This is a genomic window from Arthrobacter sp. NPDC056691, assembly GCF_042791415.1.
Classification (GTDB): Bacteria; Actinomycetota; Actinomycetes; order Actinomycetales; family Micrococcaceae; genus Arthrobacter.
On sequence record NZ_JBHTXX010000003.1, the window covers coordinates 138,926 to 155,124 of the forward strand.

Sequence of the window (16,199 nt, forward strand, 5' to 3'; positions counted from 1 at the left end):
ATTTCCGCCGCTGCAGAGAAGCGCGGCGCCTCACCAGGCAGGGATGAAGGAAGCGCTGATGAACACCCCCACACCCTTTGATCTAACGGGGCGTCGTGCCCTGGTCACCGGCTCCTCGCGGGGAATCGGACACGCCCTGGCGGACGGCTTGGCCTCCGCCGGCGCGAGCGTGGTGCTGCACGGGCTCGACCCGCACCGCCTGGAACTGACCCGCAAGGTGTTCGCCGAGCGCTTTGGTGAGGAGCGGGTCGAGGCCATAGCCTTCGACGTCACCGACGAGGATTCCGTGGCGCGGGGCATCGCGCACATCGAGGAGAAGCTGGGCGAGCTGGACATCCTGGTCAACAATGCCGGGATCCAGCACCGCGTCCCGCTGCTGGACCTCGCCGTCGAGGACTGGAACCGGGTGATCTCCACCGACCTGACGAGCGCCTTCCTGGTTGGCCGGGAAGTCGCGCGGAGGATGCTGCCGCGGGGCCGGGGAAAGATCGTCAACATCGGCTCCGTGCAGTCCGACCTCGCACGTCCCACCATCGGCGCCTACACCGCGGCCAAGGGTGGCCTGCGGAACCTGACCCGCGCCATGACGGCCGAATGGGCCGCGGCCGGACTCCAGATCAACGCCGTCGCGCCGGGCTACATCCATACCGAAATGACCCAGGCCCTGGTGGACGACCCCGAATTCAACACCTGGATCTGCAAGCGGACCCCCGCCGCCCGGTGGGGGACCGTGCAGGATCTCATGGGTCCCGTGCAGTGGCTCGCCTCGGACGCCTCAGCGTATGTCAACGGCCAGACCATCTTCATTGATGGCGGAATGACGGCGGTGGTCTGACGTGAACGATCACAGCATGACGGCGGGCGCCGCACTGGTGGTACACGGCGTGGAGGACCTGCGCCTCGACCCGGTGAAGCCCGCGGAGCCGCGGAACGACGAGGCCGTCGTCGAAATCGCCTACGGCGGCATTTGCGGGTCCGACCTGCACTACTGGCTGCACGGTGCCGCCGGCGAATCGATCCTTCGCGAACCGCTCGTCCTCGGACATGAAGTGGTGGGCACGGTAACGCAGGCTGCGGCAGACGGTTCCGGACCGGCAGAAGGCACCCGCGTGGCGGTCCACCCGGCCACGCCCGGCGGCAACGGCGCCCGCTACCCGGGGGACCGCCCCAACCTGTCGCCTGGATGCACCTATCTCGGCAGCGCCGCCCGGTATCCGCACACGCAGGGCGCATTTAGCCAGTACGCCGCACTGCCCACCAGAATGCTCCGGCCCCTGCCCGAAGGGCTGACGCTGCGGGCGGCCGCCCTGGCCGAACCGGCCAGCGTCGCCTGGCATGCCGTCGCCCGCGCCGGGGACGTCCGGGGCAAGCGGGCCCTGGTGATCGGCAGCGGACCCATTGGCTGCCTTGCGATCGCCGTCCTCAAGCGTGCGGGCGCGTCGGAAGTTGTCGCCGTCGACGTGCATGATGAGCCGCTGCAGCGCGCACGGCTGGTGGGTGCCACGGGCACCATTCTGGCGTCCGACGCCGATGCTATCGCCGCCGTGGAGGCCGACGTCACCGTGGAGTCCTCAGGGAACCACCGGGGCCTGGAGTCCGCTATCCGTGGAACGATGCGCGGCGGCAAGGTGGTGATGGTGGGCCTGCTCCCGAGCGGGGCGCAGCCGGTGGCCATCTCGCTCGCCATCACCCGCGAACTGGATCTCCTCGGCTCCTTCCGCTTCAACGGTGAAATGGACGAGGTCCTCGCCGCGCTCGCTGACGGGAGCCTGTTCGTGGATCCCGTGATCACACACGAGTATCCCTTCAGCCAGGCCATCGACGCCTTCACCACCGCCAAGGACGCACGCCGCTCCGGCAAAGTCCTCATTTCCTTCAGCCCCGAGACAGCCACAGGAGCAAACTGATGCTGCGCACACCAAGGCAAGCCACTGGCACGCGCGCCCGCGCCGTCACCGCCACGACCGGCAGCCACTGCCCCGTCAGCGGCGAATGGGCGCCCGTCGGCGCGCAGGACACCGTCTGCCGGGTCCTCGAGGGAAGCGTGATGCCCGCCTTCCGGAACCGGGCGGCGGAATGGAAACTGATCGAGGGCCTGCAGCGCCGTGACGTACATTCCTGATGCCCGGCCGCGGCGCCGCGCCGCTCCGCCGCGCATCAACGCGACACCGGAGGTGGAGCGCAGGCTCTCCCAGGAAAAAGCCGCCCGGGCGCACCGTCAAAGCCGGATCCGGGCGCTGCTGAGCAGGCGGAACGAGGCTGTGGCGGCAGCGGTGGCCGGCGGAGTGCCCGCTGCGGCCGTGTCCGCCGCAACCGGCCTGAAGATCACCGAGGTGAAGAAAACAGCCAAGGCCTTTTCCGAGTCTTACGTTCCTGAGCTCTCACGCGAGCAGCATGTTGCCGGGCTTGCCGCCCTGGCGGAGCAGCTGCAGACGGTGATCGAGGCGAAGGAAAGCGCCGAACGGCAGTTGCGGGCCGACGTCGTGGACGTCCTGCGCAGCGGGACAATGGACGTCTTCAGGATCGCTGCGCTGACGGCCGTTACGGCCGACCGGCTGCGTGAACTCACACGCGGAACGGGACTCCGAAGCGAAAACTTCAGTTCGGAAAACTTCCGGCTGGGATCCTAGCTGGCGGCCTTACCGGATGCGGTGCGGTCCTCGCTCCACCCCGTCATGGCGCCCTTGAGCGCGGACACGAGGCGCTCGGTCGCCTGGTCCTTGGTCAGACCGACGGTGTTGATGAGGTCGAGGATTTCACGGGGGTCGAACAGGATGTTCCAGAGGAACATCGCTTCGTCGCCGAGCGGCTCGAGGCCGAGCTCGTCGCAGGTTTCGCGGAGCGGCCGTTCGAGCGCCTCGGCCTGGACGGTCAAATAAAAGGCGCCCTGGCGCAGGCGGGCCAGGTAGCCCTCACCGGAACGGGTGTAGAGCATCGCTCCGCCGTGGCGCGTGACCAGCTCCACCCACTTGCGGCTGACGGACACCAGCAGTTCCAGCCCCGTGGCGTCCTGCTTGAGGCTGAACTCACGCAGCTTTTCGCCCACGCCGAAGCGGTATTCCGCCAGGATGTCCTCGACGGACGGGAAATGGCGGTAGGCGGTGGCGGTGGAAATCTCGGCATGCTTGGCGATGTCGGTCATGCTGATGGGACCCCGCCGGGCAGCGAACAGCTGGCCCGCGGCCTTGATGAGTTGTCGTCGGTTGCGCTGGGTGTCGCTACGCATGTTGGGTCCCCTCTCGGTACTCACCTAGCTTAGGGCCTTCGCGGCGGCCCACCCTTTGAGGGCTGCGGTGAACGTTCGGACCAGCCGTTCCGAGGCCTGGTCCGGCGTCAGGCCGAGGCTCTCGATGAGATCGAAGATTTCGCGCGGATCGAAGAAAACGTTCCACAGGAACATCGCCTCGTCGCCCTGGCCCTCCGCTCCGAGGGCGCGGGTGACCTCCTCCAGCGGCCGCGTCAGCGCGTCGGCCTGCACGGTGAGGTAGTAGGCGCTGTCCCGCATGCGGGCGAGGTAGCCTTGGGCGGACCGCGTGTGGACCATCGAGCCGCCGTGCTGCACCACCAGCTGCACCCATTTCCGGCAGACCAGCTCAAGCAGTTCGTAGCCGTGCGCCTCCTGCAAGGCGCTGAAGGTCAGCAGCTCGCGTCCCACCTCGAAGCGGTACGCGGCCAGCACCTCATCCACAGAGGCGAAGTGGCGGTAGGCGGTGGCGGTGGAAATACCGGCATGGGCGGCCACCTCAGCCATGGACGCCGCCGTGCCCGCTCCGAAGAGCGCGCCGGCGGCGTTGACCAGGAGCGTCCGGCTTCGCAGCGTGTCGGGGCGCAGCCCCGTGGCCGGATCGGAGACCAGCATCCGGGCTACCGGAGGGCTGCCAGGCCGGCGGCCAGGCGTTCGACGCCGGCGGTGATGGCTTCGGCGCTGGCGGCGTACGAGAGCCGGAGGTGGAATTCGCCGTTCCGGCCGAATTCGCTGCCCGGACGGACAGCGACACCGAAGTCGCGCAGGTGCGCCACCATCTGCGCCGCCGGAAGGTCGACGTCGTACTTGGGGAAGAGGTAAAAGGCACCTTCCGGGGAACTGACGGTGAGTCCGGGAATCTTGCGGAGGCCGCTGGCCATCAGTTCGCGGCGCTGTGAGTAGGAAGCGTGCATGCGCTCGATGTCCGGGCCGCAGGTTTTCAGGGCGGTCAGCGCGGCCAGCTGGACGGCAGTGTTCATGGACCCGTTGAATGTGTTGTGGACGCGGGCCGCGGAGGCGATGACCCCGGACGGGCCCCACAGGTATCCCACCCGCCAGCCGGTCATGGCGTAGCTCTTGGAGAAGGTCTGGCAGTAGATGGTCCGGCCGCGGAGGCCTTCGATTTCCAGGGCGGAGACGAAGGGCTCGGGGGTGTAGACGAGGTCGCTGTAGGCCTCGTCGGACAGCACCAGGGTCTCGGTGCCGGCCACCATGTCCGCCAGGGCTTCAAGTTCCCGGCGGGAGTGGACGATGCCCGTGGGGTTGGAGGGGTTGCAGAAGACGAACAGCTTGGCGCCCTCGAGTGCCGTGGCCAGTGCCTCCAGGTCCCAGTGCAGGTCCTCGGCGAGCGGCACCGGTACGACGGTACCGCCGGCCATGCTCACCAGGTCCGCGTACAGGGAGTAGGTGGGGTCCGGGATGACCACCTTGTCGCCGGGGTTGACGATGCCGAGGATCGCGGCGGAGAGGCCGGCGGTTCCGCCCTGGGTGATGAGCACGTCGCCCGGGCTGGCCACTCCGTCGAGGAGCCGGCCGATACGGGCGGCCAGCTCCTCGCGAAGCACCTGCTCGCCGAGCAGCGGCGAGTAGTGGGTGTGGCCCTCTTCCAGGGCCTGTGCTGCCGCGGCGCGCACCTGGGCAGGGGTGTCGAAGTCCGGCTCGCCCATGGCAAGGGACACGAGGTCCCCCTTGGACTGCGGCTGCTGGACGCGCAGGGATGTGCGCTGGACGCGCAGCACTGCCTCCGAGGGCTGGAAGGCGTTGGCGAGGGTGGTGGCTGGTTCGATGGTCATGGTGGTCCTGCCTGAAGTTGATGGATGGCTTGCTGGGGCGACGTTGGCCCTGGTGGCGGCGGCGCCCGTGGTGTTCGAAGAAGCGGTGACGCCTGCGGTGACGAAAGGACGGCGGCGTTTCATCGCTGGGGAACTTCCCCTGCGGGAGCGCCGGTCCAGCGGCTGATTTCGATGTCCCCGGAGGTGTCGCGCTGCACGGTCGGGGCGATGACCAGTTCCTGGACCACGGTGCGCTGCGGCAGCGTGGCCACGAGGTGGATGGCCCGGGCCACGTCCTCGGGCTGGACCATGGCGTCGCGTTCCTCGGCGTGCGGCGGGCGTGCCCTGTTGTCCAGGATGGGGGTGGCGGTTTCACCGGGAAGGATGGTGATGGCGCGCAGCCCCTCGTTGCGGAAGGTGTTGTGCAGGTACGTCATGAAGTTCCGGACGGCTGCCTTGGCCGCGCCGTACGCGGCGCCGCCCAGCAGATTTGGGTTCACGGCGGCCAGTGAGGAGACCGTGATGATGGTGCCGGTGTTGCGGGAGAGCATGTCCGGCAGGACGGCCTGGGTGAGGAGGTAGACGGCGTTGAGGTTGACGTCCAGGACCTCGTTCCATTCCTCCTGGCTGATCCAGCGGACGTTGAGGACCTTGCTGGCGCTGCCGGCGTTGTTGACCAGGATGTCCACCGGGCCAAGCGAGGTGCGGACGTCCTCGATCAGGGCGTCGACCTCCGCTTTCGATGAGATGTCCGCGGCCTTGACGACGGCGTGGCCGCCGTCGGCCGTGATGGCGGAAGCGACGTCGTCCAGCACCTCACTGCGACGGCCCACCAGCACCACGCTCGCGCCCTCGGCGGCCAGTAGTGCGGCGGTGGAACGCCCCATGCCGCTGCCTGCGCCGGTGACTACGGCCACCTTGCCTTCGAGAAGTGCCACTTTACCGCTCCTAATTGCAGTGAGATTTGTGCTTCATATGAGAAAAGTTTCTCATCTTTTGGTTGGCCGGGTCAAGCGGTCTTTTGTCGGGCTCAGGCCGCGGCAGGGGTGGCGGCCGGCACTGATGCGTGGGGCAGCCGGACGGCGGCGAACAGGCTGCGGACCCGGCCCTCGAGGACCGTGAGCAGGCGCTGCTGTTCGCGGTAGCCCTCGACAGCTTCGTCGTTGCTGACCCAGCGGAAGGTCATCCTCTGGCCGGGGCGGGCCTGCCCCAGCATCGGCAGGGACGCCCGCGTGGCGAAGGCGACGATCGGATAGCCCGCCGTGAGCGTCCGGTAGCGTCCCAGGATGATCAGTTCGTCGCCGTGCGGGATCTCGAACGCGCCGATCGGTACGCCGTGGGACACGATTTCGCCGAGTCCCTCCGGGTGGACCACCGGCCCGTCCAGCCGCAGGCCAACGTGGTTTGATTTGGCGGTGACGGTGTATTCGCGGGAGGCCAGCAGTTCCTTGATGCCGGGCGCGGCACCGGTTTCCGGACCCTCCACGATGTCGACGCGCCACGTGCCCGGGCTGAAAGCCGGGATGGGCACGGGAAGCCGGAAGAGGGGCTGGGACAGGTAGGGGTGCTCGAAGCCCGCATAGCTGGTGGCGAGCTGAAGATCCTGCCCGGCGCCGATCTGCTGCGGGAAGCCCATGCGCGCTTCCGGTGCGGCGCTGCCCATGAACAGTCCGGTGGCCAGAGCCCCGCTGAAGGCAAGGTAGTTGCGCATGCCGCCCCGCGCGTTGGCGATGACCACGCGTGCGCCGGCGGGGACGCAGACCGGCTCCCACATCGCGGCGGCCTCCCCGTTGACCGTCACGTCCGCCGGGGCACCGGTGACGGCGACCAGCACGGGAGCATCGGGAGTGAAGCTGAACCGGCCACCCATGATCTCGACGCACGTGGCGGTGCGGAGGTTCCCCACCAGGATGTTGGCCACGGCGGCTGAATGCTGGTCGGCCGCGCCGCCGCAGGGCACGCCCATGTATTCAGAATGTTCCCGTCCAAGGTCCTGGAACGTGGAAAGCCAGCCGGCCTCGCGGATCTTCAGGCCAACGGTCAGATCAGCGGTTGCCATCGGTGAGCCCTCCGGAAATTGTTGGGCGGAGGAAACGGCCCTCGAGGGCGTCCCATTCACTCTCCGGAATCACCCGGAAACGCACGCGGTCGCCGGGGGTGTAGGACGTGGCCGGGTCCTCGCGGATGTCGCAGACGGTGAGCGGCGTGCGGCCGATGACTTTCCAGCCACTCGGGCCGGGGAAAGGCTGGATGATGGCGCTGGTGCCGGCCACCATGACCGATCCGGGGTCCACGTTGGTGCGCGGCTCCCGGCAGCGGCTGACCTGGCCGGGGAAAGGCAGGCTGCCCATCATCGGCGCCATCGCGGAAGCGAGCAGGTTGATGGACAGTTCCGTGCTCTCCAGGATTTCCAGCACGGCCTCCTGGCTGATGCCGAGCTCGTCGGCGACGCCGGGGAGGTCGGGGGAGAAGGCCTCGCTGACCACCACCGGGATCTCGAAGAGTTCGGGGGAGCGTCCGGTGCCGGTCCGCGTCCCGCTGCCCGCAGTGGCAGGCCCGCTGCCCGCAGCGGCCAGCCCGCCGCCCACAGGGGCAAGTCCGCTGCCCGCAGCGGCCAGGCCGCCAACAGTAGCGCCGCCGCCTGCCGCAGCCAGCCGGATGGTCTGGGCGAGCTGGCCGTGGCTGACGGCCAGGCAGTCGAACTCCACCAGCACCGAATCCACGCCGGCCACCACGTCCAGCAGCCCGTGCGGCTGCAGCTCGAACACCAGTTCGCGGAGCCGGCGGCTTCCGGCCTGGCGTTCCTCCGCCGTGCCGGCCGCCGCCTTCAGCATCAGGGCCGAGTCGCCAAAGGGTGTCGCCTCGATGTCGAATAATCGTTGCGTCGGCTGCTCGGGCTCTGGCTGGGTGTCCATGATTCCTTGGTTCGTGTCAGGTGACGTGTCAGGTGCAGGTGCAGGTGCAGGTGCAGGGGCAGGTGCTGGCGGTGTCGGCTAAAAACTACGCCGCGGCCCGGCGGGCTTTCTCGGCCAGGACGTCCTGCAGCCCGGTGGCCTTGACGCCGGCGGCCTCCAGGGCCGCACGGAGCGCTGTGCCGTTTTCCAGGACCTGCGGGTGGTCGCCGTGGAGGAGGACCACGTCGGCGTCGTGACCGAGCGGAACCACCTTGCCGGTGACCGCGCGGACGGTGCCTTCGGTGACCACCCGGACCACGCGGCGGCCGATTTCTTCGGGGTCGTGCAGGAGGGCGCCCTCGGTGTTGCGGGAGACGGGCATGCCGTCCTCGCCATAGCCGCGGTCGGCCAGGAACACGTAGCCCACCTCGAGGCCGCGCTTGCGGGACTCGTCGGCGAGCAGCCCGTTCTGGCAGATCACGATGAAGGAGGGGTCGTAGGCCTTGATGGCGTCGGTGATGGCGCGGGCGTGCTTGGCGTCGGTCTGGGCGATGCTGCCCATCCGGCCGTGCGGGGCCACGTGGCTGATCTTGCCGCCGTGGATGCGGGCGAAGGCGTCGAGGGCGCCGATCTGGTAGAGCACGTCGGTGCGGATTTCCACTTCGCTGGCCTCGATCAGGCGCCGGCCGAAGCCCACCAGGTCCGGGTAGCCGGGGTGGGCGCCGAGTTCGATGCCGCGCTCCACGCAGGACTTCACCGTGGCGTCCATGACGCGCGGGTCGCCGGCGTGGAAGCCGCACGCGATGTTGGAGGCGGTGACCAGGCCCAGGAGGGCGTCGTCGTCGCCGATGGTGTAGTTGCCGTAGCTTTCGCCGAGGTCTGCGACGACGGCCACTGAATTGATGCTCAAGGTTTGCTCCCGGTGGTTCAGGTTGTGGTGCTGATGGTCCGACGGCGGCCGGCCGGCGAGGGCGGCAGGCCGCCGTCGTGGTTTGCTTAGTGGGTCTGCAGCGGCAGTCCCTTGGTTTCTTTCAGGAAGGACACGGACACCAGCGTGATGATGGCGGTGCCGATGGCGGCGTAGGCGGGGACCATGCTGTTGCCCGTTGCCTTGATGAGCTCGGTCATGACCAGCGGGGCACTGCCGCCGAAGATGATGGTGCTGATGCTGAACCCGATGCTGTAGGCGCTGTAGCGGACGGTGGTCGGGAACATTTCGGTCAGGACGGTGTGGACGACGGCGGCGTGGCCGGAGAAGGCGATGGCCATGACCACGGTGGCGATGCAGGCCAGGACCATGTTGCCGGTGGTGATCATGGCGAACATCGGGTACGACACCACGGCCATGAGGACGGCGGACACGGCGAGCACGGGCTTGCGGCCGATGCGGTCGGACAGGCGGGCCATGAGCGGGATGGAGATGATGATGGCCACCAGGCTGAAGGCGGTCACGGTCAGAGCCTGGACCATGGAGAAGTTGTTGCCAGTGCCCAGCTGGGTCTTCAGGTAGGTGGGCATGTAGGCGAAGAGCAGGTAGTAGCCGGGGCCGTTGACTGCCGGGAGGAAGATGGTCAGCGCGATGGCCTTCAGGTGGCGCTTGGACGTCAGGGCGGCGCGCAGCGGGTTGCGTTCCACCTGCTTGCGGTCGCGGAGGGCGGCGAAGTGCGGGGTGTCCTCCATCTTGGAGCGGATGTAGTAGCCCACGTAGCCCAGCGGCAGGGCGAACAGGAACGGCACGCGCCAGGCCCAGGCTTCCATGGTGGCGTCGCCGAGGGTGGTGATGAGCGACGCGGACAGTGCGCTGCCGAAGAGGAGGGCGCAGAAGGATCCGACGGCGATGAAGCTCATGCTGTAGTTGCGGTGCCGGTTGTGGGCGTATTCGCCCACGAAGGCCATGGCGCCGGCCACTTCACCGCCGGCGGAGAAGCCCTGCAGGATGCGGAAGAGGATCAGCAGTGCCGGTGCGGCCCAGCCGATGACGGACGACGACGGGATGAGGCCGATGCAGGCCGTGGCGCCGGAGATGAGCAGCAGGAGCACGGCGAGCAGGTTCTTGCGTCCCAGCTTGTCGCCGAGGTAGCCGCAGATCACGCTGCCGAACGGGCGGGCCAGGAAGCTCACCAGGAAGCCGACGTTGGTCAGCAGCAGGGAGCCGAGGTCCTTCGAGCCCATGATGTTGATGGCCAGGTAGGTGGTGAGGAGGCCGTAGATGCCGTAGTCGTACCACTCCACGAAGGAGCCCATGGTGCCGGCGAAGGTCGCCTTGCGCACCATCTTGCCGTCGGCTGTGACGACCTGTACTTGAGCGGTGTTGAGGTCCACTGATTCCGTCGATGAATTAGTCATTGGAGTTCTCTCAGTCTAGGAGGGTCCCTGTTGCGGGAGAAGCTTGGATTAGCTGTATTCGCGGGTGACTTCGGCCGTCATTTCGGCCTCGTGCGCGGCGACTTCGATAACGCGTTCCAGGATTTCCGCGGCGCGGGCCTGGGGGATGATGACGACGCCGTCGTCGTCGGCGGCGACGATGTCGCCGGGGGAGCAGACAATGCCGCCGATGGCCACCGGTTCGCCGATGACACCGGGGCCGTTCTTGAACGGGCCAGCCGGGGTGGTGCCCCGGGCAAAGACCGGGAACTTGATTTCCGTGATGGTGGCGCGGTCGCGGATGTAGCCGTCAATCACTGCGCCGGTGGCGCCGGCGGCCTCGAAGCGCTGGGACAGCTGCTCGCCCACCAGTGCACGGTGCTCGTGGCCGAAGCCGTTGATGACCACCACGTCGCCGGGCTCGATGTAGTTCAGTGCCTCGATGACGGCCGCGTTGTCCCCGGCTGCACCGAGGACGGTGAGTGCGGAACCGACGCAGTGCGCGCCGGCCCAGACGGGGTTGATGTTGCCGTCCACCAGGCCCAGCCGCTCCATTGCGTCGCCGATGTTGGCCACCGGGAACTTCTCGAATGCCTTGACCAGGTCCCGGGAGGGGCGGGTCCACTGTGCGGTGCGGACAGTGAGTTCGAGCGTTGTTGCCATGGGGTTTCACCTTCAGTTTGGAGAGTTGGATGCGGCGGCTGATCCTGAGACCGCAATCACATATGAGAAAAGTTTCGCGTTTCTTTTTCCATCCGTCAAGCCTTTTCTGTTTCCGGGATGTAAAAGGTTCAGTTCCGCCTGCGCGGGCTTGGTGCCGCCCTTGTCACGCCGCGGCCCGGATGCGATGATGATCGCATATGAGAAAACTTTCGCACATCTCTTCCTTCGAAAAGGACGCCACTATGCCGTCAATCCGCACCGTCAGCTTTCCCGACCGGGATCTCCTTGCACGCCTGGAGCCGCTTCCCGGGAACCTAAGGGGCGCTGTGTGGGATCTGCGGTCGGACCCGGAGGGCGCTGCCCTCGAGGAGATCGACGCAGTGGTCCTTCCGTACATCGACGCGTCGGCTGTCCTGGGCTCACTCGCGAAGGCGAGCAACCTTCAGCTGGTCCAGACGCAGTCGACAGGGTACGACGGCGTGCCGGAGGCGGCGGGTGCGTCGGCCGCCGTGGCAACTGCAGCGGGTGTGCACGCTGCTGCGACGGCCGAATTCGCCGTCGGGCTTATCCTCGCCAAGCTCCGCGGCATCGACGCGGCGGTCAGGGACCAGCAGACGGGCAGCTGGCGTCCGCAGCGCCGTCCGTCCCTGGCGGACCGCCGGGTGCTGCTCATCGGCGTCGGCGGGATCGGCCATGAGATCGCCAAGCGGCTGGCGCCGTTCGAGGTGGAGCTCACCCGGGTGGGCAGCAGTGCCCGCACGGACGAGCATGGCGAGGTCTACGCCGCCGCCAGCCTGGTTTCCCTGGCCGCCACGCACGACGTTCTGGTTGCGGTGACCCCGCTGAACGAGGCCACGCACAAGCTGGTCAACGCCGAGGTCCTGGCAGCGTTGCCGGACGGCGCCCTGGTGGTGAACGTGGGGCGCGGCCCGGTGGTGGACACCGAGGCCCTGACCGCGGAGGTGCTGTCCGGCCGGCTGCACTGCGCGCTCGACGTCGTCGACCCGGAACCGCTGCCCAGCGACCACCCGCTGTGGTCGTCGGAGAACGCGCTCATCACGCCGCATATCGGCGGCAACGCGTCGGCGTTCGAACCGCGGATCGTTAAACTCCTGGCCCGGCAGCTCGAGGCGCTGGCCGGCGGGAACCGCCCGGCCAACCTCGTGCAGGACGGCCCGTTCGCCGGTTGAGCCTGTACCCCATCCCAACTGACTCGCAGTTGTTGTCGTTTTGACACCCCAAAACGACAACAACTGCGAGTCACTTGGGGAGCCGCCCGCCGCCTGAGCCTGCAGAAACCGCGGCCAAAGTTTTGCGCTCTTTTCCTTTGTTGGGAGTGAGCGCAAAATAACCCTGCGAGCCGCACAATGCCGTGTGGCCCTGAGGGCTGGCGATGGACATGGGCAGGGCACTTTCGAAGGCGTCAGTTTCGACACCCGAGGCAATCACAAACTCTGATGTTGCGCGGCACCGGCTAATTGGAGCCAGGTCGCTGATGTTGGGCGCACTGCCGGCATTGGGCACGCTTTGCCTCACGGCGGTGGTCGGATTCCTTCCAACCAGTGCCGCGGCGAGTCCGACGCCGACAGATGACCTCGGCCGCCTGTGTGCCCAAGCCGCTGACCTGACGCAGGCCGGAAAGCCGGCTGACGCCTTGGCGCTGATCGAAAAAATCCGTGGCCAGGTACGAACCCCCGTGGTCGCCGCCACGACGGCCTGCGAGCAGGAACGGCTGGCGGCCATCCGTGCGGCGGCGCAGCCCGCGCCACCGGCCCCGCCGCAGAACCCGGCCGAGCGGGCTGGCGCCAACTGGGACCGGTTCCAGGCGGAGTGGATAAAACCCCTGCTGGGGGCGGGGCCGGCGCTGCTGGGGGTGGTGGCTTTCTTTCTGCTGCTGGGGCGGCTATTGGTCTTTGTTCCAAGGATGCCCTTCGTCAAGATGCGTCCAGGGTGGCGGGCAGGACTGCTTTTCGGTGGGCTGGGCCTGATACTTCTGGGTTCCGCCGGCACGGTTCTGGCAGTGGGTGCAGCTGCGGCGGCGGCTGGCCTGACCCGTGCCGTCTGGGGCCTCGTCGTTCTTGAGTGGGCATTTGCCGCGCTATGCGGTGCCGTGGCTTTCGCCCTCTATCTGAGCAGCAGGCTGCGTGTGTCGCTGGACGTGCGCGGTCCGGATGGCAAGAGCAACGGAGCTGACACCGAGCACATTGCTGCCCTTCTGCATGAGTTCGGTGCCGCACCGCCGCGGGGAGTCGAGACCACTGTAGGCACCGACGTCGATGACCTCGGCGATACCGCTGTGGCCCTGACGTTCAGCAATAAGTTCTTGGCTGCGGTTCAGAAGGTTGTGACGTCTATTTTTGGCGTCACGCCATGGAGGGTGGCTGCTTCCCCCGCAGGCGAGAACGCGCTGACGATCGCCATCACACGAAACGGCTGGACTGTAGCGGCAGCCAACATCGACAGGACGATCCTCGGTCTGGCAGGGGAGCAGGCCGCCGCAGACGGAAAAGCAACTGCCTCGAAGGCCGGCCCCACTGCGCAGGCAGAACTGCATAAGATGGCGGCAGCCTTTGTCCTGGCTACCCTCGCGCGGAACCATCACGGGTTCGAGGGGCTGTGTGGTGCCACCGACTGGCGCAGCCTCGGGCTGCACTGCATCGCCACAACCGGCTCCGGGATCGCAGCGGAACAGGAAACGAAGCTGCTGGGCGCCGCCCTTGACTACGACGCGGGAAACCTGCCCGCCGAGGTGGCATTGCAACACTCGCTGTTGCGGGAAAGCACTGACGCGGAGGCGCTTCGGAACTACGCGGACTGGCTGTGGCGCAGGGCCACGGCGGTCCGGCGAGATATCGGGCGGGGAGCGAAATCGGCGGCTGGCTACCTGGCTCTCCTGTATCGGGTTGAACTGACATTCGTAAACGTTGCTCTCAACTTGCCAGTCAAGCCATCAAAGTCCGACGACGAGTGGCGCCGGCTTGCACGGGACATCGCTGGGAACATGGTTCAGGAACTGGCGCCGACGGAACGGCTACAGATCCCCGGACCTTGGGCGCACGCAATGCGTCTCTACGCGGCGCTCGCCTACAAGGACCTCAGTCCCTCCCTTTCTGAGCAGGCCGCTCCGCACTCTGAGTTGTGCCAGCAGGCGCTCGACTCCGTCGCACCCCAGACGGCCTATAACGCGGCATGCAGCATCGCCAGAAACAAGGGCGTCGCAGCCGAACCAGAGATAGCCCGCCGGCTCAAGCTTGCATTTGCGGATCCGCGACTCAAGGCGTGGGCGCGGAAGGACCCCGAGCTTGCGGAGCTGCGGAAGAAGGAGGAATTCCTGAAGTTCCTGGGGATAGAGCCGCGGCAGGACTTCTGGAAGCTGGAGGCGTTCGAGCCTTACGAAAAGCAGTTGCCTAAGGCAGGGATAGCAAGACCACGCGATCTGTACGCTCATGAGGTGGGGCAGAGCGACATCAGCGCGTACCTCCAAGTCAACCCGTTGGTGATCAAGCGCCTTGCCCGGCTGGCCACCTTAGTCCGTCGGGCCGAGGCAGTGCCGGCCCACGGTGAGGCCGGGCCTGTCCAGAAGTTCCGCGTGGAAGTGATCGGAGCGCTCATACAGGCGGGTATCGAGTCTCCTGCCGACATAGAACCCGGCTGGCTCAATGAAGAAGCCGTGGAAACAGCCGCAGCGGGACAGCAGGACTCCTTCATCGCCAAACTGCAGAAAAGCATCGAGCAGCGGGTCCTGATCGCGCCCGATGCCCGGCACCTGACGGAGTGGCTGCGCCAGCTGAAGGATACGCCGCCAGAGGACCCATCCACGGTGTGACATGCACGGTCCGGCTTCCACGTGATAGGCGTAGAAGTTCGGCCGGATCCCCGTCACCGGGACGGACAAGACCAAACGGACGCTGAGGGTCTGATCACCATGCATGTGCGAAGAACAACCGTCGCGGCGCTCACCGCACCGCTTTTGCTTCTGACGACGGCGGGTGTCGCGGGAGCGCAGGAAACGAAACCACCGGAAACCACCACCACCATCAAATGCGAGCAGGCCGCCACCGGCGGAACGGCACCCCTGTACGACGGCAAGTCCGCCTCGTACATGTACGACTCGCGCTTCAAACCGGGGCCGGAGCTGACCGGCAACGAGCTCAGCGACCACACGCCGCAGGGTGTCGCCTGGTGGAAGAACTGGGACGGCAAGGGCAACGATCTGCTGCCCGTGTCGACCTACGGAAAGGGCAAGGCGCACATCGTCGGCCTCGATCCGAAGGCGGGGAACAGAACTGTGGGCACCGTTGACATCGAGCCGAGGGATAGCGACAAGCACCAGACCCACGCCGGTGCCATCGCACTGAACGGCAAGTGGGCCTTCGTGGACGGCCCCAAGAAAGATGGCTGGCACACAATCCGCAAGTACAGCCTGACCGATCTCAGGGAGGCGATGACGGCCAAAGGCGGATCCGTCAGTCCGGACGGCGAGGACCGCAAGGTCTACGGCGCGTCATTCATGACCATCGACGGGCACCATCTGTACGCGGGCAAGTTCAGCGACAAGCACCGTGACTGGATGTACAGCTACACGATCGCCGGCGACGGATCCCTGACTTTGGACCGGAAAGCGGACGGAAACGGCCTGCGCTGGGAGGTGCCCCAGTGGACGCAGGGCGTGGCGGTCGCGGACGGACGCTTCCTCTTCAGCACGTCCAGCGGGCGCAAGTACCGCAGCAACGTGTACATCACCAACAAGGGCGAAACTAACCTCGACAGGGCATCCGTACGCTGCTTCCGCGCGCCCAGCATGGCGGAAGGAATCACCGCCACGCCGAATGGCGAGGCGTACCTATTGTTCGAATCCGGTTCGTACAAGTACAACGGTGCCACTGGGAACCCGGCGATCAACGTGATCAGTGGCGTGCACCGGGCCAAACTCAGCACGCTAACATCCGTACCGGGCGGCAAAATCCATCTCGGAACCCTGCACTGCGTTGAGCAGGAGGACTTCGTCGGCGATGACGAGATCCGGATCCGGGTGGAGGATCAGAACCTGGGGAAGTCCGTGCAGATCAGCGAGGGCGACAAGAAGAAAATCGACAGGACCGTCCAGTTCACCGGCAAGGTTTCCGTGAAGCTCTATGAAAACGACGTCGAGGGGGACGACTACCTCGGTCAGCAGGTCCTCGAACGCGGGGCCAAGGACGGGATCATGGAGTTTACGAAGGACGGCGCCAGGTACCGGTTGAGCTACAAAGTTTCCTGAGC

16 protein-coding genes are annotated in these 16,199 nt (G+C 66.9%); 7 read left to right on the forward strand and 9 right to left on the reverse strand.

Going from position 1 to position 16,199, the window contains the following annotated elements:
- Positions 1-58 precede the first annotated feature (58 nt).
- The 4 genes from ACFRAU_RS04190 to ACFRAU_RS04205 are packed head-to-tail and all read left to right on the forward strand — an operon-like array spanning position 59 to position 2,630.
- Positions 59-835, forward strand: coding sequence for an SDR family oxidoreductase (locus tag ACFRAU_RS04190; protein ID WP_377998927.1), 777 nt, complete (start codon positions 59-61; stop codon positions 833-835).
- A 16-nt stretch (positions 836-851) separates the two neighbouring features.
- Positions 852-1,907, forward strand: a complete 1,056-nt coding sequence (locus ACFRAU_RS04195) for an L-idonate 5-dehydrogenase (RefSeq protein WP_377998928.1) — start codon at positions 852-854, stop codon at positions 1,905-1,907.
- Positions 1,907-2,122 carry a hypothetical protein gene (locus ACFRAU_RS04200; protein ID WP_377998929.1) on the forward strand — a complete coding sequence of 72 codons (216 nt, stop codon included), beginning with the start codon at positions 1,907-1,909 and terminating at the stop codon, positions 2,120-2,122. The genes ACFRAU_RS04195 and ACFRAU_RS04200 overlap by 1 nt, the downstream gene beginning before the upstream one ends.
- Positions 2,106-2,630 (forward strand): hypothetical protein, encoded by a 525-nt coding sequence (locus ACFRAU_RS04205; protein WP_377998930.1) that lies wholly within the window; start codon positions 2,106-2,108, stop codon positions 2,628-2,630. The genes ACFRAU_RS04200 and ACFRAU_RS04205 overlap by 17 nt, the downstream gene beginning before the upstream one ends.
- On the opposite strand, the gene ACFRAU_RS04210 is transcribed toward ACFRAU_RS04205, so the two are convergent.
- From ACFRAU_RS04210 to ACFRAU_RS04250, 9 genes are all read right to left on the reverse strand, one after another.
- The gene (locus tag ACFRAU_RS04210) at positions 2,627-3,226 is read right to left on the reverse strand and encodes a TetR/AcrR family transcriptional regulator (RefSeq protein WP_377997837.1); all 600 of its coding nucleotides are present in this window, start codon (positions 3,224-3,226) and stop codon (positions 2,627-2,629) included. The two genes, ACFRAU_RS04205 and ACFRAU_RS04210, sit on opposite strands and share 4 nt — an antisense overlap.
- A 24-nt stretch (positions 3,227-3,250) precedes the next feature.
- Positions 3,251-3,859 (reverse strand): TetR/AcrR family transcriptional regulator, encoded by a 609-nt coding sequence (locus tag ACFRAU_RS04215; protein ID WP_377998931.1) that lies wholly within the window; start codon positions 3,857-3,859, stop codon positions 3,251-3,253.
- A 5-nt stretch (positions 3,860-3,864) separates the two neighbouring features.
- Positions 3,865-5,037 carry a pyridoxal phosphate-dependent aminotransferase gene (locus tag ACFRAU_RS04220; RefSeq protein WP_377998932.1) on the reverse strand — a complete coding sequence of 391 codons (1,173 nt, stop codon included), beginning with the start codon at positions 5,035-5,037 and terminating at the stop codon, positions 3,865-3,867.
- 119 nt (positions 5,038-5,156) lie between these two features.
- A complete protein-coding gene (locus tag ACFRAU_RS04225) occupies positions 5,157-5,954 on the reverse strand; it encodes an SDR family oxidoreductase (RefSeq protein WP_377997834.1) in 798 nt (265 codons plus the stop codon).
- 92 nt (positions 5,955-6,046) lie between these two features.
- Positions 6,047-7,075, reverse strand: a complete 1,029-nt coding sequence (locus tag ACFRAU_RS04230; protein ID WP_377998933.1) for a biotin-dependent carboxyltransferase family protein — start codon at positions 7,073-7,075, stop codon at positions 6,047-6,049.
- Entirely contained in the window at positions 7,062-7,931 is an 870-nt protein-coding gene (locus ACFRAU_RS04235; protein ID WP_377998934.1) for a carboxyltransferase domain-containing protein, read from the reverse strand. The genes ACFRAU_RS04230 and ACFRAU_RS04235 overlap by 14 nt, the downstream gene beginning before the upstream one ends.
- A gap of 85 nt (positions 7,932-8,016) precedes the next feature.
- Positions 8,017-8,820 carry a LamB/YcsF family protein gene (locus ACFRAU_RS04240; protein WP_377998935.1) on the reverse strand — a complete coding sequence of 268 codons (804 nt, stop codon included), beginning with the start codon at positions 8,818-8,820 and terminating at the stop codon, positions 8,017-8,019.
- An 86-nt stretch (positions 8,821-8,906) separates the two neighbouring features.
- Complete coding sequence (locus tag ACFRAU_RS04245) at positions 8,907-10,256, reverse strand: MFS transporter (RefSeq protein WP_377997830.1); 1,350 nt, start codon at positions 10,254-10,256, stop codon at positions 8,907-8,909.
- 48 nt (positions 10,257-10,304) lie between these two features.
- The gene (locus tag ACFRAU_RS04250; RefSeq protein ID WP_377997829.1) at positions 10,305-10,937 is read right to left on the reverse strand and encodes an RraA family protein; all 633 of its coding nucleotides are present in this window, start codon (positions 10,935-10,937) and stop codon (positions 10,305-10,307) included.
- A 242-nt stretch (positions 10,938-11,179) separates the two neighbouring features.
- Between ACFRAU_RS04250 and ACFRAU_RS04255 the strand changes: the two genes are divergently transcribed.
- The 3 genes from ACFRAU_RS04255 (at position 11,180) to ACFRAU_RS04265 (ending at position 16,197) form a co-directional block, all read left to right on the forward strand.
- Positions 11,180-12,127, forward strand: a complete 948-nt coding sequence (locus ACFRAU_RS04255; RefSeq protein WP_377998936.1) for a 2-hydroxyacid dehydrogenase — start codon at positions 11,180-11,182, stop codon at positions 12,125-12,127.
- 305 nt (positions 12,128-12,432) lie between these two features.
- On the forward strand, positions 12,433-14,763 hold the full coding sequence (locus tag ACFRAU_RS04260) for a hypothetical protein (RefSeq protein ID WP_377998937.1): 2,331 nt from the start codon (positions 12,433-12,435) through the stop codon (positions 14,761-14,763).
- Between the two features lie 99 nt (positions 14,764-14,862).
- On the forward strand, positions 14,863-16,197 hold the full coding sequence (locus tag ACFRAU_RS04265) for a hypothetical protein (RefSeq protein ID WP_377998938.1): 1,335 nt from the start codon (positions 14,863-14,865) through the stop codon (positions 16,195-16,197).
- Positions 16,198-16,199 lie beyond the last annotated feature (2 nt).